Genomic DNA, 16322 nt, shown 5'->3' with positions numbered 1-16322 from the left:
TAACAATCCAGAATTTAAAATCAACGATAATATGCGCCTATCTGCTTTATTATTCGGCATCTACCTGACTACGGTTAGTGTAGTTTCAATTCAACCTTTATTAGCAGTAACTCCACCGATTCCAGTTGCTTCTGATGCGCCTCTAGAATTAGATTTATTGACAAATCCAAAAGGCTCTGTAATTACAGCTAACACTATAAACCAAGGAAATATAACTGTTCCCAGTTTGTGGTGGGCGCAAGAAAATTCCGAAAATAAACTTCTAGATAACTGGATAGCATACCCAGCAATCAACAATCAACCTGCACGAGTAGATTTAATCGTAAATCAACAACTTTGGAGCTTATTAGACTATCTGGAGCGTTATAATTTTGTGAATCATCTAGGTAGTGTTGCGAGAAACTACGGTTACAATATTCGGGTTTTTAATTATCAAAAAGACCGTTTAGCAACCTACACTTGTATATTTAACGCCTATCCACCAGCATTATGTCGGATAGAAATGACTTCTCAAAATCAGTTTGGCTTAGGACGTTCCTTTTAAGCAGCGGTAAGCGCAGCCATGCCCGCAGGGTTTTACGCTAACGGAGGAAGCCTCCGCTCCAACTTCTCTGTGCTTACTGCCGTCTGCCTTTTTTAGTTAAAAAACATAAAAAAGGTAAAAGGTAAAAGGATATATTTCTCCTTTTTCCCTTTTCCTTTTGATTTAAAACCTGATGCTTATTTATTAATATTAGCTTTAGCATCCTTGACTGCGGCCAAGAAAAATAATCCTGTCAGTGGAATGCTTAACGCTAAGATAATAGCAGTGGTTTGGTTGCCGAGATCTGGTTGTCCGGAAGTAAGTTCAAAGATTGAACCGACGGCTGCGATCGCTGCTATGCAAGAGCAAGCAAGGAATAATCCACTCTTTGGAGTCATGACATTCACAAGCACACCATCCTATGCGATCGGTTTGACAGTTCGATAGGAGAAGCCATGCTTCGATAGCTCCTGCGCTAAAGCCAAAGAATTCTCAACACGATCTACAAATACCACGCCATTGAGGTGATCTATTTCGTGCTGAATACAACGTCCAAGTAGCTCTCCAGCCTTTAAAGTCTTAGGACGTCCCTGCTCATCTTTATAGGAGATTTCTACAACTTGGGGGCGCTTCACATCCATATAGATCCCCGGAATACTCAAACATCCTTCTTGAGCAACGCAAATGTCACTACTAACCTGTTTAATAATTGGGTTAATCAGCACCAATGGCGGGTTAGCTGGGTTATCTGGTTCAATATCAATGACAATTATTTGTTTGTTAATTCCCACTTGGGGCGCAGCCAAACCAATACCATCCTGGCTATACATGGTTTGTAGCATTTCCCGTGCCAGCTTGCGGATTTCATCATCTACTTTTGCAACACGTTTAGCTCCTTGGCGCAGAACGCGATCGCCCAGATAATGCAGTTCCAAGGGCGGATTTTGTAACTTTTTCTTTTCAACAGCAATTTCCAGAGGCATGCTCTTTTAACTCACTTATATGGATTGGAAATGATTCCGCTTTAATTCAATTTTAGCAACCAGGAAGATATGCAAATGATATTTCGGGAATTGGGTACTGGGAAGAGGACACAGGGACAAGGAGCAAGAACGTGATTCATGATTCTTCATGTCTTCAACTCACCTTCCGTGTCCTTTTGCCCTGTTCCCTGTCACCTGTCACCTGTTCCCCAGTCCCTATTTGTCTGGTTTACCTACTACAGAGTATAAAAAGTGTTATTATCTCGCGGCAAGAAGACGTGAAATTTTATTGTCTTGTCAATTTTAAATGCTGGTGAGGCTGTGGTGTGTTGACAATTCTCACAAAACTAGATTATTTGCTCAAAGAAACTTGGATTGGTTTGCGACGTGGCGGCTGGATGAACTGGGCTGCTATCAGTACTGTTACGGTATTACTATTTTTATTCGGCTTGAGTTTGCAAACTTCTTGGCAAGTAGAAAAACTACTTTACCAATTCGGTAGCCAACTGGAAGTATCAGTTTATCTCGATTCGAGTGCGCAGGCAGAAAGTATTGAACCGCTGGTGGCAAGAATGCCAGAAGTAGCAGATACCAAAATTATTACTAAAGAGCAAGCTTGGAGTAGATTAGTTAAGGAACTGGGGATTTCTAATATCGAAGCTGCTACTCAGCAGTTAGGAGAAAATCCTCTTGTGGATGAATTGAAGGTGAAGGCGCGTAACTCTGAGGTGGTGTCAACTTTGGCAACACAATTAGTAAAGTTGCGGGGAGTGGATGCAGTACAGTATGTGGATGAAGCTGTTAGGCGCATCGCCCAACTGCATCAAGGTTTGAATTGGATGACATTAACTATTACCATCATTCTCACTTCCAGCGCGATCGCTGTCACTTCTACCACTATTGGATTGATAGTTATGGCACGACGGCAAGAAATTGAAATCTTGCAACTGGTAGGAGCTACTTCTACTTGGATTTATCTACCGTTTATCCTCCAAGGAATTACTTTTGGTGTGGTTGGTGGGGTGATCGCCTGGGGTTGCATCAGTCTGATTCAGCAATTTCTTGGTAATTTATTAGCTAATCAGCCAGAATTCATTAAATTTATCACTAACGGTTTGCAACTGACTCCTTTACAAACTCTATTATTGCCCGTGATTCTCCTGAATTTTGGCGCAACAGTAGGGCTGTTGGGGAGTTTATTTGCTGTACGGCGATTTGCTAAAAGTTAATTATTGGTGATTGGTTATTTGTCCTTTATGCTTCACCAATGATAAATGACAAAGGACAAAGGACAAAAGTTATATGAAATCTCAATGGGAATGTTTGCTGCAAAATCTTGGTGAATGGCAAGGTTCATTCACTCGTGTGTCTGCCCAAGGTGAAATTTTAGAAGATCCGCCTAGCGTTGTTTCTTTGGAAGGGTTGAATAACAACCAAACAATTCGTCAGACTATTAGCTTGGGTGGAAATGAAAGGGTTTTAGAATACAGTTCTTTAGGACGAGGTGTACTGTTTTTTCAAAATGGTGCCTTTTCTCAAGGTTCGATTCAATTAGCACCATTTTCTGAATTTGGGGCAGAACTTGGTTTAATTTCTGAAAATCGTCGCTTGCGCCTTGTACAGTTGTTTGATAAAAATGGTCAGCTAAACCAATTTACCCTGATTCGCGAATACTTAGCCGGAACCCCAAAACTAGAATGCCCACCTGTCAGCGTAGAATCTTTATTAGGAGAATGGCATGGTGAAGCAGTAACAATATATCCAGATTGGCAATCGCCTGATACCTACTCTACAACCTTAAAGTTACAACTGGATAATGCTGGCAGACTAGTTCAAAGTCTCAGTTTTGACAGTCGGACAATAACTTCTGCTGCTGTCATTGAGGGTTCTATACTTAAATTTGACCAAGATCCACACAAACAGGTGCAAGTCTTGCTGTTACCTGATGGTGCTTCTGCTACTTCCCCACTCAAAGTACAATTACGTCAAGCTTTTGTGTTGGAAGTAGGTTGGTTAATTGAGCCAAATTTGCGCCAAAGAATGGTTCGCAGCTACAACGAGAAAGGAGAATGGGCGAGTTTGACTTTGGTAACAGAACGTCGAGTTAGTTCTTCATAGTCATCTACAAAAGCAACGTACCGTCCTTGAAATTCTACAGCTAATTCTTCTGCTTCCCAAATCTGGGAGCATAGCTCTATCCTTGCTTTGCCTCTGTTTTTTAAGGACTTGAGAAATTGAGAGATATGCGTATGGTTAGGTTTATTACAACTTGCCAAGAAATCTTTGGTAACAGGTTTAAGGTAGGAGATTCGACTATTTTGGATAACAATTGTTGCCTCAATTTCTTGTTCTTGTAAAACAAGCCAAAGTAGTCCCCAGCCTGCAAGCGTCACTAAAATATTAAGACTGCCTGCAAAAGCAGTATGCTTGTGATTGATATTTTTTTCTAATGGTGCTTTCAAAGTCAAGCAACCACCGTTGTAGTCTGCCACGGTGATTCCCAAACAATATGTAATAGGAATTTCTGTATAGAAAGTTTCCTGGAGTTTCGGCAAGTGCTTTTGCAATTAATCGATACTCCTTTTTTAAACTAAGGAACATTTGATGAGCAACGCTTTCTCAAGTAGCTCTTGATACTCTTGATCATTTACCCGATAAGCTCCAAACCTCTCCAAATGGGGATTCATCATTTGCGCATCGAACATCACAAATTTCCTCTCCCGCAACCTTTCTACCAACTTTACCATCGCCACCTTAGAACCTTCAGGAATGCGATAAAACATTGATTCCCCAATAAAAACACCATTAATTGCAATTCCTAAAATTCCCCCAGCTAGTTCATCATCCTGCCAGGTTTCAAAACTATACGCCCAACCTGCTTGGTAAAGTTTCCAGTATATTTTCTTTAACTCTGGTGAAATCCAAGTAAATTCTCTTTGAGCACAACCCTCGACAACGGCTTGAAAGTCGCGGTTAATCGCCACTACAAACCGCTGTTGATTAAGGACACGCCGTAGCGATTTGGGGTAGCGAAATCTTTCATCTAGAGGAATGAGAGTGCGATCGCGACTTCCATACCAACCCAAGACATTATCCTCGTCAGCCATGAGAAAATAGCCTTGAGCGTAGCCTTGAATGATAGAGGCGATATCATATTGCATAAATAAGCCACAAATCAAAAAAGCCTCTCAAGAGGGCAATTTGATGCTAGCAGTTGTTATTTGCTATCAGTGTGCATTTTGGCAACTACAAGCGGCAGTGTATAATTTAGTCAAAATCTATCATGGTTTTACGATTTTGGATGGAAGTGGTTCTATATTAATCCCTATCAGGAATTGAAACAAAGATAAAGATATGACTGAACCAATTCCACCCATTACCCTACCACCACCAAAAAATCCAGAGCTTGAGGGCGAATGGTTACGACAAAGGTTGCATAGGTGGCTCGATGAAGAGTTTCTCCCAGAAATTATTAATCAAAAGATTGCCGAACGGGCAGCACAGATTTTTGTTCGGCAAAGAATGGAGGGAGAAAACGATCTAGGTTCTCTGGTAATTGCTATCGTCACAGAGATGCAGTCGTTTGATTTTTCCAAAAGCTTTTATGGAGAATTTGCGATCGCTAACGCCGTCAGCGATCTACTTTTAGAAAGTTTGGGAATTGATCGGTGTTGTGGTCAATAATACTTTGTTAGTAGTTAGTAGTTAGTAGTAGATAACCAATAACTAAAACCTATCAACAAGTAACAACCAGCTAACTACCAACTAGATTTGACAACTCCAGGTAAAAGTCCTTCGTGCGCCCATTCCCGCAAAACGTTCCGAGACAAACCAAAATCACGGTAAACTCCTCTAGAACGACCGGTTACCCAACACCGATTACGGCGGCGGCTAGGTGCACTGTTGCGTGGTAGTTGTTGAATTTGGCGATGAATCTCCAACTTATCAATTGGATCTTCTGTTTTGCGGAATTCCTCTAGCAAAGCTTCTCGTTTTGCTGCATATTTACTGATCATCTTGGCGCGTTTTTTCTCGCGCTCAATCATGCTCTTTTTGGCCATAGGGTTTCTAATTTAATTGAAGACAGCATTTTCCATTCTATCGGATAGGATCGGTTAGTGGTTAGTGGGTAGTGGTTTTATTGATTAACTTTGAGCTAGAACCGACAATTTCTCTTTTAAACCCGCCTGTACAGTAGTTAGTAGTTCTCCCCTGCCCCTCTGCTCCCCAGCTTCCCCAGCCTCCCCATCTCCCCCTCCCCGTGTCTTTGCGTCCCCGCGTCTCCTTGTCTCCTTTGCTATCCATTTGTCAGAACTTTAATTTGAGGAAGAGTGGCTGAAGGACAAATGTCAGCTAGCTCACACGCCTGACAAGCAGGATTGCGTGCCTTACAAATAGCGCGACCGTGATATATTAACCGAATTGACCAATTTTCCCAGTCTGGTTGTGGGAGTAGGCGCATTAAATCTCGTTCAATGTGGATAGGATCTGCGTACTTAGTCAAGCCCAAGCGTTGGCTAAGGCGACTGACGTGAGTATCAACTGTTACTCCAGCATTAATTCCAAAAGCATGAGCAAGAACTACGTTGGCAGTTTTACGTGCCACGCCCGGAAGTTTTAACAATTCTTCCATCTGCCTTGGCACTTCTCCACCAAACTCGCTGACAATCATCCGACAAGCTGCTTGAATATTCTTTGCTTTATTCCGATAAAATCCTGTAGAACGCACTAAGGTTTCTATCTCTGCCACATCAGCACTAGCCAAACTAGGTGCATCTGGGAAGCGACTAAATAATGTAGGTGTAACTTGATTAACGCGCTCATCTGTACACTGAGCAGAAAGAATCGTTGCTACCAACAGTTGTACAGGCGTTGCATAGTTTAAAGAGCAAGTGGCATCGGGATAAAGGCGTTTCAAGCGGATGAGTATCTCTAGTGCTCGTTGTTTCTTAGATGGTATTTTACGTGTATTATTCACTACTGTAATTTGACTAAACCTCACGAGCGAATAATATAATTTGCAGCTAAACAAATTTAGCCCACTTATGTGGGCTAATCATACAACTATTACTTGTAGCTTGAACAGCAATCTAGAAAAACATTGTTGCTAATTGTACTAGAAAACTATTGAAATAATTTTTGCACCCACTCTAACTGGGAAGTTTCTTTAACGATCAGAAAAATACCCAGTCCTAAAAGTAGCATTAAACCGGTCTGCATTACACTTTCTTGAACGCGAGTAGGCAAAGGTTTACCACGCAACCCTTCAATCATCAAAAAAGCGAGTTGTCCTCCATCCAATGCTGGTAAAGGCAAGATATTGATTATGGCTAAATTAATGCTAATTAGAGCAGCAAAGTAGAACAAACTACCCGTATCATTCTGGGCAATGCTAGCACCAATTTCGACAATTTTAACTGGCCCAGCCACTTGACTAGCAGTTTCACCAAAATTGGTTATTAATTGCTTAAAACCTTGAAATGTCATGACAATAATGCGCTGAAATTCCTTAGCGCCAAGGTTTAAAGCTTCGACGGGATTATTAACTCGACGACGTACAACTTTACCGTTAGGGGCAAGTCCAACGCCTATGCTACCTCCATTTGGTTTAGCTTCAGGAGTAACGCTCAAAGACAGTCTTTCGTTGCCACGGGCTATTTCTAGTTGAATTGGGTTGCCTGCATTAGTTTTAATTATTTCCCTTAAAGCTTCTATTTCTTGCAGTGATGTACCAAATTGTTTATTATTGGCTGCTACAATCACATCTCCTGGTTTAATTCCAGCATTGGATGCAACTGAACTTACTTCTGGTGCTAATTGTTGGATATAAACTCCTGGCTGACTTGCTTGGGAAATACCAACCAAGTTCACCTGTGCAACCAATAAGAAGTAAGCAAAGATTAAATTTGCTATCACTCCGGCGCTGATGACGATCGCCCGATCTAAAATAGGACGGTTACGCAGCAAGTTTGGGTCATTAGGTGGAATATCACTATCCGGATCGTCATCGGGAAAGCCAACAAAGCCTCCCAAAGGAAATGCCCGCACAGCATATTCAGTTTCTTTCCCTTGATACTTCCAAAGAATAGGGCCAAACCCCAGAGAAAAACGGTTAACGTGAATACCTTGGGATCTTGCTGCAATGAAATGTCCCAGTTCGTGTACCAGGATAAGAACAGCTAAGACTGCGATCGCCGCGAAAACTGACATAGATAAATATTTGTGAACTAATTTAACTATACTTTTCTCTATTTTAGAATGAGTACCACTCTACCATCGGTCTGTAAGAGAGTATATTTTCGGGCTTTTTGCGCTAATTCTTGAGGCTGAGTGGTAAATGGGGAACTCCTACGAACAGGTAAATTTTTGATATTTTGCTTGTCTTGAGGCAAAGAAACTGGCTAATTTTTCTATCAACTGCGGCAATCGCACTCATCCCCAAAGTTGCTCCAAAAATTTCTTCTCGTTACTAGGCAGGAGCTTCTACCTCTGGTGAGTACGGGAGCCGAAGCCAGGATTACGCAAGAGTTATAGAATAATCAACCACAGAGAACGCAGTGAACACGGAGTCAAGAGGTTTTGAGAGGAATTTTGCGTAAGTCCTAGAAGCAAGGAACGAGTCATGAGCAAAGAGTCATTGAGCTAGCAAGGTTGGCGGGACATTTTTCACTCTTGAAAGACGAGAATAAAAAACTCATGTGCGAGTCTTTTATCCTCGCGAGCGAGTATCAGAACCTGATTAATAAGTCTTTTATCCTTGTCAACAAGTGTCAGAATTTGATTCACGAGTCTTTTATCTTCGTCAACGAGTGTCAGAACTTGATTCACGAGTCTTGTATCTTCGTCAACGAGTATTAAAACCTCATTAACGAGTTTACATACTCAAGGAAAGTGGATAATTCCCGTAAATTTACAATACCTCACGTCCAAGATAAGGTTGTAAAGCTTCTGGTATCCGCACTGTGCCATCCTGCTGCTGATAATTTTCCAAAATTGCTGCCATTGTTCGCCCTACAGCCAACCCAGAACCGTTGAGTGTATGTACTAACTGCGTTCCCTTCTTGCCTGCTTCTTTGAAACGAATCTCAGCTCGTCGCGCTTGGAAATCTATAAAATTAGAACAACTGGAAATTTCTCGGTATTTACCAGAAGAAGGAAGCCAAACTTCTAAATCATATGTTCTAGTGGCAGAAAATCCTAAATCAGCAGTACATAATTCAATGACTCGGTAGGGTAACTTTAACGCCTGTAAAATTGCTTCTGCATTGCCTACCAATTTTTCCAGTTCATCAAAGGAAGTGCCAGGATGGACAAATTTTACCAATTCTACTTTATTAAATTGGTGGAGGCGAATTAATCCTCGCATATCTCGCCCGTAACTCCCAGCTTCACGACGAAAACAAGGAGTGTAAGCACAGTGGTAGATAGGCAAGTCTTCGGCAGCAAGAATTTCACCACGATAAAGGTTAGTAACAGGTACTTCTGCCGTGGGAGTAAGCCACAAGTCATCTTCAGCGCATTTAAAGCTTTCTTCCGCAAACTTGGGTAATTGTCCAGTCGCCGTCAGAGAGGCGCTATTAATTAAAAATGGAGGAATGACTTCTACATAACCTGCTGCAATTTGGCGATCGAGCATAAACTGAATTAATGCTCTCTCCAGTGCTGCGCCAGCGCCAATTAAGGTAACAAAACGACTTTGAGCAACTTTAACAGCTCGTTCGACGTTAAGAATTCCTAGCTTTTCGCCCATTTCCCAATGGGGAAGGATATTCGGATTTTGCGGAATGTACTCATCACCCCATCGCCGTACCTCGACATTATCTTCCTCACTCTTGCCAATGGGTGTGGAGTCGCTAGGCAGATTGGGAAGTGCAAGTATAAGCTCTTGGATTTTAGCGACAGTTTCCTTTTCCTGCGGTTCTAGTTCACTTAATGTAGCCTTAATAGAGTTACCTTCTTCTCGCAAGGCTTTAATTTCTGGATCTTGAGGATTGGTACCTGATTTAATTTTTTGCCCAACCAGTTTACCAATTTCGTTGCTGCGTGCCTGGAGTTGACTGCGCTTTACTTCTAATTCACGTTGCTGTTTATTCAACTCTACAATTGGCTGAATATCGTAGTTGCCACCACGAGTATTCAACCTTTCCTGAACAAATTGTGGATTCTCCCGTATTTGCTTAATATCCAGCACAAGTTTTTCTCAATTGTTAGCCTACTATCTTCATTTACCACACATCAGCATATTGTATTTTTGATTGGTAATGACTACAAAACTAAGTTTCTTAAAAACAAAAATTTTTGCCCCAACATTACAGCCGGGGCTACTAAACTAGTAATTTCTATTTTGGGTTGGTTGTGGAATAGAAGGAGCATTGGTTATTCATTTGTCATTTTTATCGCTGCGGTTTCTTGAGTAGCTTCCGAATGTTTAACCATACCATTACTGCTCATCTGATTCAGACTGTAGCGATTACTCACCAATAGTTGCTCATCTTCTTTAGAATTTGTCGGCGAGGGTAGCCAGTACGCAAGTACGCTGGATAAACCACCCCAATACAAAGCTAAATTATCCTTATCCCGCTGAAAACCAATCTGTACAACACAAAGTAAAATCACTACTGCGCTAAAGAAAACCTGTACGCCAAATGTCCATGTTTTATGATTATTCATAGTAGAAGACCTGTAATTTTTAGTAATAATTTTGTACTATTTTTGTCTTCATCCATTAGTAGGATGTTTGTTTAATTAATCTGTATTAGTCTTCACACCTAGAACTCATAGTTTCGGAAAAGCACAATTTAACTTCTAGTAAATTCAGAACAAAAGTAAAGACACAGGTAAAAAATAAGTTTAAATTGCCTAAATTCTTCTATGTTGGGCTTAACGGGTAACACGATTAAGTAGCCAAATAGATCCTACAAGACCGGCAAAGTGGGCTGAAACCGTATTTGTATTTGCCTGCACTACCAACATATCCAGTCCACTGATAATGCGATTGGGATCAAATAATTGGGTAGTAATCGCTTGGGGAGATATAGATCTTGCGACAAGAGTTCCGACGATCGCCTGCGCTCCTAAAAGAGTTAACAACATTCCGATCAAATTCACCATGAGTCCCAGTCGCAATACTTGCACTGTTTCCAATTTGCCGGGGTGATTGCTGGGATTAGAAGATAACAGTTGTCTGCCAATTCGCGTATAACGAAAAGCCAAATAAATACCGCCACCCAAGGTAACTAGTCCACAAACCGCCAAAAACACACCCAATCCATTACCTGGATTATTACTGGGACTACCTGGTCTTTGGCTAAAGACGGCAAATAACAACACAATTATTGCAGAAACAACACCTAACACTAACTGAATCCAAAAGCTAATCCAACCAGTGAGGCGAAACACTTGGGCAATTGCTCGACGTCGAGAGGAAGATGATTGGGAGTCTACTGACATACTGATCACCTAATGTGCTGGGTGCTAAATAAGTTTACTATCATACTTCTTCAAATCATCTGAGAATGTCTCAAGTATAAAAATGCAGCACTGCATACTGCCGTATATGTGTCAATAGATGCAAGATTGAAATACATAATTTTTAATCAACATAATTATTGATGATTTGCACTGGGATTAACCTTGTAAAAAAAGTGTTTATTAAGTTTTACAGAAAAATTTTCATGCTACCTTTATTATTGCTAAGGCAACATTTTATGCTTAAGCAGTCCTCACATGCTCGGCATCACTTGACACCAAGACGACGGTTAAACCGTTGTTTGTTTGCTCCTCACCACACTGCCTAAACCTTAGGATAGAAGTGCAAATTTTTGTACTTCCATAGCTGGCGCATTCGTCTGGCGCTGTCTAGCGTCATTCCCACGACTAAATAGTTTGGGTAATTTTTCGCAATTTGCGCTTTGCCAATCCAACCTAAGTTATATACTTAACCAAACCAGAGGGTAGCACTATATACTCCCTATCGGGATGGTAAGCTTAACCTCCAGGTATTATTTCAGTCATTCTTCACTTACCATGAAACTTGAGGATATATATAAGTTCTTTGAAAATCCTCCGCCAACTTACCTTTGTCAAGAACTAGCAGTTTGTTATATCTTGTACGTTGTACTACAAGGGGAGTCTTACGGAACCGAATTAATCCAAAAATTGGAAGCTGAATATCCTAGCTATCGGCTTTCAGATACCGTTCTTTATAGTGCAATTAAATTTCTAGAAGATAACAAGGCAATCACAGGATACTGGAAAAAACTCGAAGGAAGGGGACGTCCCCGACGAATGTACCAAGTATCCTCAGAATGGATCTCACAAGCACAGGATCTAGCTCGTCTATGGCAACAGTATATAAGTTAAGTAGGAGGTAATGCTAATTGATAATTGATAATGAATAAGTCCCCTCCATTCAAACAGTAACAATTTAGATATGGATACTGCTATTCTGCCATCCACGTTGCTGCTAACTTTATTGTTATCGGTAGGGCTATTTTTCTTTATCCGTGCCTCTACCAAAGACCGTACAAAAGTAGCACAACTGGTATCTGAACAAGATGAAGCGACTTTAATGCCTCAATTAAGGGAGTATTTTCAAATGCGATCTTACCGAGTGGCAGCGGTAGATCCAGAAAAAAACCAAGTTATTTTTGAAGGTAATGTTCGTCCTAGTTGGTTTTTAACTATATTTTTGACGCTGCTAGCGGCTGTGGGTATTCTTTGTCTATCTTTAGTTTTGTCATTGCTTTTTCCTAGCCTTCACACTTTCTTTACAGGGATAGTCCTGCTATCGCCTTTATGTGGATTTTTTTACTGGAAAAAAGCTGGAAAACTTGAGAAGGTGTTGCTAAAACTGGAACCAACCCAGAGTGAATCACGCTTCTCAAGTAAAATCACTGTCACAGCCCATCGTGATGAACTCACTGAGTTACAGAGGGCTTTGAAGTTAAAGCTGTGTGAATAATCTGGAGATCCGGTAACCATCTATAAATCAAAAATGATGTAGACTTTTGACCAAACTTTTAGAAAATGGACTTTAGGGAGGAAGAATAACAGCTTCTAATTTAATCGCTATTCTCCACAACGATTTGAGTAGCTGTAGAGAGCAAGCCTTAATTTTTGACACATAGGCTTGGATGTTATCACAATGATCTACTTTTTAGTATCCACTTAAATTAGTTTATGTGGGCGATCGCTTGAGACTAACTTTTGACCTTAGCAAAGAACACCTTTATTCTTACTCCCCGGTACATTTTCATAATTACAAACCAAATCCCACAAACAATCTTGCTTCGTGGAATTCAATCGCCCAAGTCCAGACAGCTACCCCTACCGACAAATGCGCTGAAAACTAAAAAAATCATGAAGTTATTGAATATCTTTAGCATTTTGCCAGTTAATAAAAGTCAAAAGCTACATTCACTATCCACGCTCAACAACCTGATAATTTATCGACTAGCCACAGCCATAGCTTCTGGGCCTGAGGAATTTTCTAAAATTCTCAGACTTGGGAATAAAAAATGGTTCTCTTCTACATATTGAGCACCAAATAATCCCTTTTCAGCCCAAAAATACCTGTCTGTGGTATGTTCGTTACGTTTTACCAGTAGTAAAGCGGGTGGCAAAATACCTTCAGCTTGAATGAATTTTCTAGCTGCCGTTACAGGTTTATCCTCGCCACTTTCAATGCTATATTGAGGCACATGTTCTAGAATGCGCCGCCCTTCTTGGCGACGACGGCTTTTCCGTTTCCGTCTCCTTGCCAACCTATTTTCCTCCTCTTTGCAAGCTACATATTGTAGTTATAGCTACAAAATCCGTCGTAATTATAAAAGTTCTAGTTTAAAAGATCAACAGTTTTTAAACTTTTGATACAACAAGCATATTTTTTTTGAGTGTAGATCAATAAAAAGTAGTCAAAGAATAATGCGCTGGATCGACGCAAAATCTAGATGATTTAGTTATGCTTTGTTACATAGAGAACTCCTAGCTTTTTTCTTTCTTCCCTGAAATCTGAAAAATTCTAAGCAAGAGCTAAAAAATGTTAATGTCTGCCAGTTCTGAGTTTGTTGTATTGTGTCGAGAGCAAATGATGTTGTTAGCCCAAGGGTTAGGAGCATCTTTGAGTGTTGTGTATTTAACACAAGAATTGGTAGAAGCTCCGGCAAACGAGGCGAAATTGGTTCCCGTGGTAGTTTATCCAGAAACAGCAGTCGGACGACAAGGATTAAATGCATTGGCGTTGCCAAAATTTAACCAAAAGTTACTAACAGCAGCAAAAGAATTTGGCACAGCAGATCCAACTGCATCAAACTCACAACAGGAATTACTAAGTGGCGATCAAATTTTTCTGCCTCTAGTTTATGAAGATGTGATGATGGGGTTGCTAGTAACAGCTAGGGAAGATAGGGCATGGAATCAACAGGAGCGAAGTCAAATTGAGCGCATTGCTCAAACCCTCACAATAGCTTGTATTTTGGATCAGCGTCGAACATGGTTAGAGGTGCAGTTGCATCAACAACAAATTTTGCAAGAAAAGCAGCAGGATTTGCTGGATAACCTACTACATCAATTTCGCAATCCATTAACAGCATTACGAACTTTTGGCAAACTTTTAATCAAGCGATTGCGAGCAGGAGATGCTAACCGAGAGGTAGCAGAAAGTATAGTCAGAGAAAGCGATCGCCTGCAAGAGTTGCTGCAAAAATTCGATGAAGTGATTGACTTGAGTGCCGAAGATTTAGCGCCTTTGAAACTACCAGAAAAGAACGAAGTATTTGTAGAGGCAACTGTAGAAAAAGGCAACAAACCTGTACTATTATTACCGGGTACAGGAGAGAAAAAAATAGAGTGTCATTTAGCTGATGTATTACAACCTTTGTTAGTATCCGCCCAAGCAATAGCTCAAGAGCGAAACTTAAAATTAATCATTAATATTCCGTCTAGTTTGCCATTAGTAAGTATTAATCATAAAGCGTTAACAGAAGTACTAAGTAATCTAATTGATAATGCTTTAAAATACACTCCCCCAGGTGGTAAAATATTGATTCAAGCAGGGCAAGAAAAAGATAATTTACAGGGAGTTGCTATCACTGATACTGGCCCTGGAATTCCACCTCAAGATCTAGAGCATATTGGTGAACGGCATTATCGGGGCGTACAAGCTCAAACCCAAATTCCGGGTACAGGTTTGGGGTTAGCTATAGCAAAACAATTAGTAGAACAAATGCAGGGAAAAATCGAAGTTTTTAGTCCTGCTCTTACCTCAATAATTTCATCACCTCAAGCACCAGGAACTACTTTTATTGTTTGGGTACCTGTTGTGAGTGGTTAATGGCTTCTGTTTAATTAAAAAATTAAGCGATCGCACCCATTTAATTTAAGAAGCGATCGCATCTGAAGTTAAATTAAACTTAGTTAATTCTAATAGCGGGATAGAAGCAAATTGGATTCTAAAGTCAAATCCAAATCTCTTTGAGGATCGATAGAAACAACTTCCACTTCTCTTCTTCGCAACAGCACACTTGCTAAAGCACCAGCAGCACCACCTGCGATGGGTTCTAGAACTTCTATTCTGCGGTTGCCTGTAATTAGTGAAATTACACTAGCAGCACCTGCACCAATAGCAGCGTCTGTTAGTATTGCCCCTGTGTTAGCTCCTTTCTTAATAGTTTCCTTTCTAGTAACTATTTGAGAAGTTGCATCTATAGATTGCCGCCTGCCATCGCTAAATACTAGTTCTTTTGCTACAAAGCGAGAACCTTTTTCACCATTTCTAGCAGTTGCAGGTTGTAGTTGCCCTTCAATTTCAGTTCCTTCTGGAATTAAAAGATTGCGATTGTTATCTACAATATTCCTTGCAACTATCAATTTTACAGATGATGTTTCATTAGGAGTTACCAGGATTCTATCTTTCTCGTAAGTAACAGGAATTCTCACTCCACGAGGAATTGAAACTGTTCTTGATTGACTTGTGACTCTACCGCGATTAAAAAGCTCTGGTGTTTGCGCATTAGCACCTACAGGGGCAAATAAAGGCACAATTGTACCTGTAGTAATTGCCATTGCCATGAGTGCGGCAGTTCCTGATTTCCAGTATAGTAAGCGATTCATAAGAAGTCCTTTTGTGTTTTTGCGTCTTACTTGTTTTGACGTGGATTTACTAATATTGTTTCTAAATTTTTAACCTATGTACTTATACGTGACTAAGGTCATAGCACCAAAGTCATAGATAGTTTGTAGATTGCTATTTATGCTTTAACAACATCATAATTTAGATTCAATAAATATAAACTTAGTGTTTCTATATCATGACGTAAATTTATTTAAGTTTGTTCCTGATTTTTTATATCATCTATCTTGGCAGATATATTTAAATCAATAGACATTGCTTTGGTAAAGAGGAGACAAATGATAAGTGACAAGATATCAAGAAAGAAAATTTTATCTTTTGTTGTAAACTGTATTAACTAATCTTCCTATAAATAACATTCCACTTGCTCTGGTAAGTTACATTTAAACTTATGAGCTAATATTTTTTGTAATCAAAAGAAGCTTATTAAAGCTCCTTTTGCTTTTGGGATACCTTTAAAAAATAGTCAAGCGATCGCTCTGTTATAGCCTTCAATGCTTGTACTGATTCTAAAAGCAAATTTGTGAAACCATGCCTACCGCATATATATTTCACTCCTGCTATGAGCTTAGTATTTAAGATTACTGCAAACACGTACCTATAAAGATAAGGATAAAGATTTGAAACTGTGTCAAATGCTACCCAAGATTTCTAAAGGATGAAGTATTGGGTGTTGTCATACTAA

Annotated in this window: 20 protein-coding genes; 7 read left to right on the top strand and 13 right to left on the bottom strand. The window is 40.1% G+C overall.

Annotated elements, in window-relative coordinates; all coding sequences use genetic code 11:
* Positions 1–31 precede the first annotated feature (31 nt).
* The gene (locus tag U2718_RS16755) at positions 32–544 is read left to right on the top strand and encodes a hypothetical protein (RefSeq protein WP_342001430.1); all 513 of its coding nucleotides are present in this window, start codon (positions 32–34) and stop codon (positions 542–544) included.
* 176 nt (positions 545–720) lie between these two features.
* Here U2718_RS16755 and U2718_RS16750 read toward each other — a convergent pair whose 3' ends face one another.
* Both U2718_RS16750 and def read right to left on the bottom strand, forming a co-directional pair.
* Positions 721–921 (bottom strand): hypothetical protein, encoded by a 201-nt coding sequence (locus U2718_RS16750; protein ID WP_342001428.1) that lies wholly within the window; start codon positions 919–921, stop codon positions 721–723.
* 21 nt (positions 922–942) lie between these two features.
* Positions 943–1506, bottom strand: a complete 564-nt coding sequence (def, locus tag U2718_RS16745) for a peptide deformylase (protein ID WP_342001426.1) — start codon at positions 1504–1506, stop codon at positions 943–945.
* A gap of 326 nt (positions 1507–1832) precedes the next feature.
* On the opposite strand from def, the gene U2718_RS16740 reads away from it, so the two are divergent.
* Positions 1833–2735, top strand: coding sequence for an ABC transporter permease (locus U2718_RS16740; RefSeq protein WP_342001424.1), 903 nt, complete (start codon positions 1833–1835; stop codon positions 2733–2735).
* A 73-nt stretch (positions 2736–2808) separates the two neighbouring features.
* A complete protein-coding gene (locus tag U2718_RS16735; RefSeq protein WP_342001422.1) occupies positions 2809–3624 on the top strand; it encodes a DUF3598 family protein in 816 nt (271 codons plus the stop codon).
* On the opposite strand, the gene U2718_RS16730 is transcribed toward U2718_RS16735, so the two are convergent.
* Both U2718_RS16730 and aat read right to left on the bottom strand, forming a co-directional pair.
* Entirely contained in the window at positions 3558–4073 is a 516-nt protein-coding gene (locus tag U2718_RS16730; protein WP_342001420.1) for a thioesterase domain-containing protein, read from the bottom strand. The two genes, U2718_RS16735 and U2718_RS16730, sit on opposite strands and share 67 nt — an antisense overlap.
* Before the next feature lie 18 nt (positions 4074–4091).
* Positions 4092–4667, bottom strand: a complete 576-nt coding sequence (gene aat / locus U2718_RS16725; RefSeq protein WP_342001418.1) for a leucyl/phenylalanyl-tRNA--protein transferase — start codon at positions 4665–4667, stop codon at positions 4092–4094.
* A 193-nt stretch (positions 4668–4860) separates the two neighbouring features.
* Here aat and U2718_RS16720 point away from each other — a divergent pair, with 193 nt between their 5' ends.
* Positions 4861–5190, top strand: a complete 330-nt coding sequence (locus U2718_RS16720; protein WP_289791340.1) for a hypothetical protein — start codon at positions 4861–4863, stop codon at positions 5188–5190.
* A gap of 74 nt (positions 5191–5264) precedes the next feature.
* Here U2718_RS16720 and rpsN read toward each other — a convergent pair whose 3' ends face one another.
* From rpsN to U2718_RS16685, 7 genes are all read right to left on the bottom strand, one after another.
* On the bottom strand, positions 5265–5567 hold the full coding sequence (gene rpsN / locus U2718_RS16715) for a 30S ribosomal protein S14 (RefSeq protein ID WP_342001416.1): 303 nt from the start codon (positions 5565–5567) through the stop codon (positions 5265–5267).
* Positions 5568–5628: 61 nt separating this feature from the next.
* Entirely contained in the window at positions 5629–5811 is a 183-nt protein-coding gene (locus U2718_RS16710; RefSeq protein ID WP_342001414.1) for a hypothetical protein, read from the bottom strand.
* Positions 5804–6484 carry an endonuclease III gene (nth, locus tag U2718_RS16705; protein WP_342001412.1) on the bottom strand — a complete coding sequence of 227 codons (681 nt, stop codon included), beginning with the start codon at positions 6482–6484 and terminating at the stop codon, positions 5804–5806. Before nth ends, U2718_RS16710 begins: the two co-directional genes overlap by 8 nt.
* 146 nt (positions 6485–6630) lie before the next feature.
* The gene (gene rseP / locus U2718_RS16700; protein ID WP_342001410.1) at positions 6631–7716 is read right to left on the bottom strand and encodes an RIP metalloprotease RseP; all 1086 of its coding nucleotides are present in this window, start codon (positions 7714–7716) and stop codon (positions 6631–6633) included.
* Positions 7717–8416: 700 nt separating this feature from the next.
* Positions 8417–9697 (bottom strand): serine--tRNA ligase, encoded by a 1281-nt coding sequence (gene serS, locus U2718_RS16695; RefSeq protein ID WP_342001408.1) that lies wholly within the window; start codon positions 9695–9697, stop codon positions 8417–8419.
* Between the two features lie 185 nt (positions 9698–9882).
* The gene (locus U2718_RS16690; protein ID WP_289791334.1) at positions 9883–10176 is read right to left on the bottom strand and encodes a hypothetical protein; all 294 of its coding nucleotides are present in this window, start codon (positions 10174–10176) and stop codon (positions 9883–9885) included.
* A 210-nt stretch (positions 10177–10386) separates the two neighbouring features.
* Positions 10387–10956: a DUF3611 family protein gene (locus tag U2718_RS16685; RefSeq protein ID WP_289791333.1), complete on the bottom strand. Its 570-nt coding sequence runs from the start codon at positions 10954–10956 to the stop codon at positions 10387–10389.
* 576 nt (positions 10957–11532) lie between these two features.
* Here U2718_RS16685 and U2718_RS16680 point away from each other — a divergent pair.
* Together U2718_RS16680 and U2718_RS16675 are read left to right on the top strand one after the other, a co-directional pair.
* Positions 11533–11868: a PadR family transcriptional regulator gene (locus U2718_RS16680; RefSeq protein ID WP_342001405.1), complete on the top strand. Its 336-nt coding sequence runs from the start codon at positions 11533–11535 to the stop codon at positions 11866–11868.
* Positions 11869–11938: 70 nt separating this feature from the next.
* Entirely contained in the window at positions 11939–12469 is a 531-nt protein-coding gene (locus tag U2718_RS16675; protein ID WP_342001403.1) for a cofactor assembly of complex C subunit B, read from the top strand.
* 484 nt (positions 12470–12953) lie between these two features.
* On the opposite strand, the gene U2718_RS16670 is transcribed toward U2718_RS16675, so the two are convergent.
* Entirely contained in the window at positions 12954–13271 is a 318-nt protein-coding gene (locus tag U2718_RS16670) for a DUF3155 domain-containing protein (RefSeq protein WP_342001401.1), read from the bottom strand.
* 275 nt (positions 13272–13546) lie between these two features.
* On the opposite strand from U2718_RS16670, the gene U2718_RS16665 reads away from it, so the two are divergent.
* Positions 13547–14839 carry a HAMP domain-containing sensor histidine kinase gene (locus U2718_RS16665; RefSeq protein ID WP_342001399.1) on the top strand — a complete coding sequence of 431 codons (1293 nt, stop codon included), beginning with the start codon at positions 13547–13549 and terminating at the stop codon, positions 14837–14839.
* Positions 14840–14928: 89 nt separating this feature from the next.
* Here the strand turns inward: U2718_RS16665 and U2718_RS16660 are convergent, their stop codons facing one another.
* On the bottom strand, positions 14929–15618 hold the full coding sequence (locus U2718_RS16660) for a conjugal transfer protein TrbI (protein WP_342001397.1): 690 nt from the start codon (positions 15616–15618) through the stop codon (positions 14929–14931).
* Positions 15619–16322 lie beyond the last annotated feature (704 nt).

The organism is Chlorogloeopsis sp. ULAP02 (genome assembly GCF_038404745.2).
Taxonomy (GTDB): Bacteria; Cyanobacteriota; Cyanobacteriia; order Cyanobacteriales; family Nostocaceae; genus Chlorogloeopsis.
The sequence above is the reverse complement of the archived record's forward strand: the minus strand, read 5'-3'. Positions and strand labels throughout refer to the sequence as shown.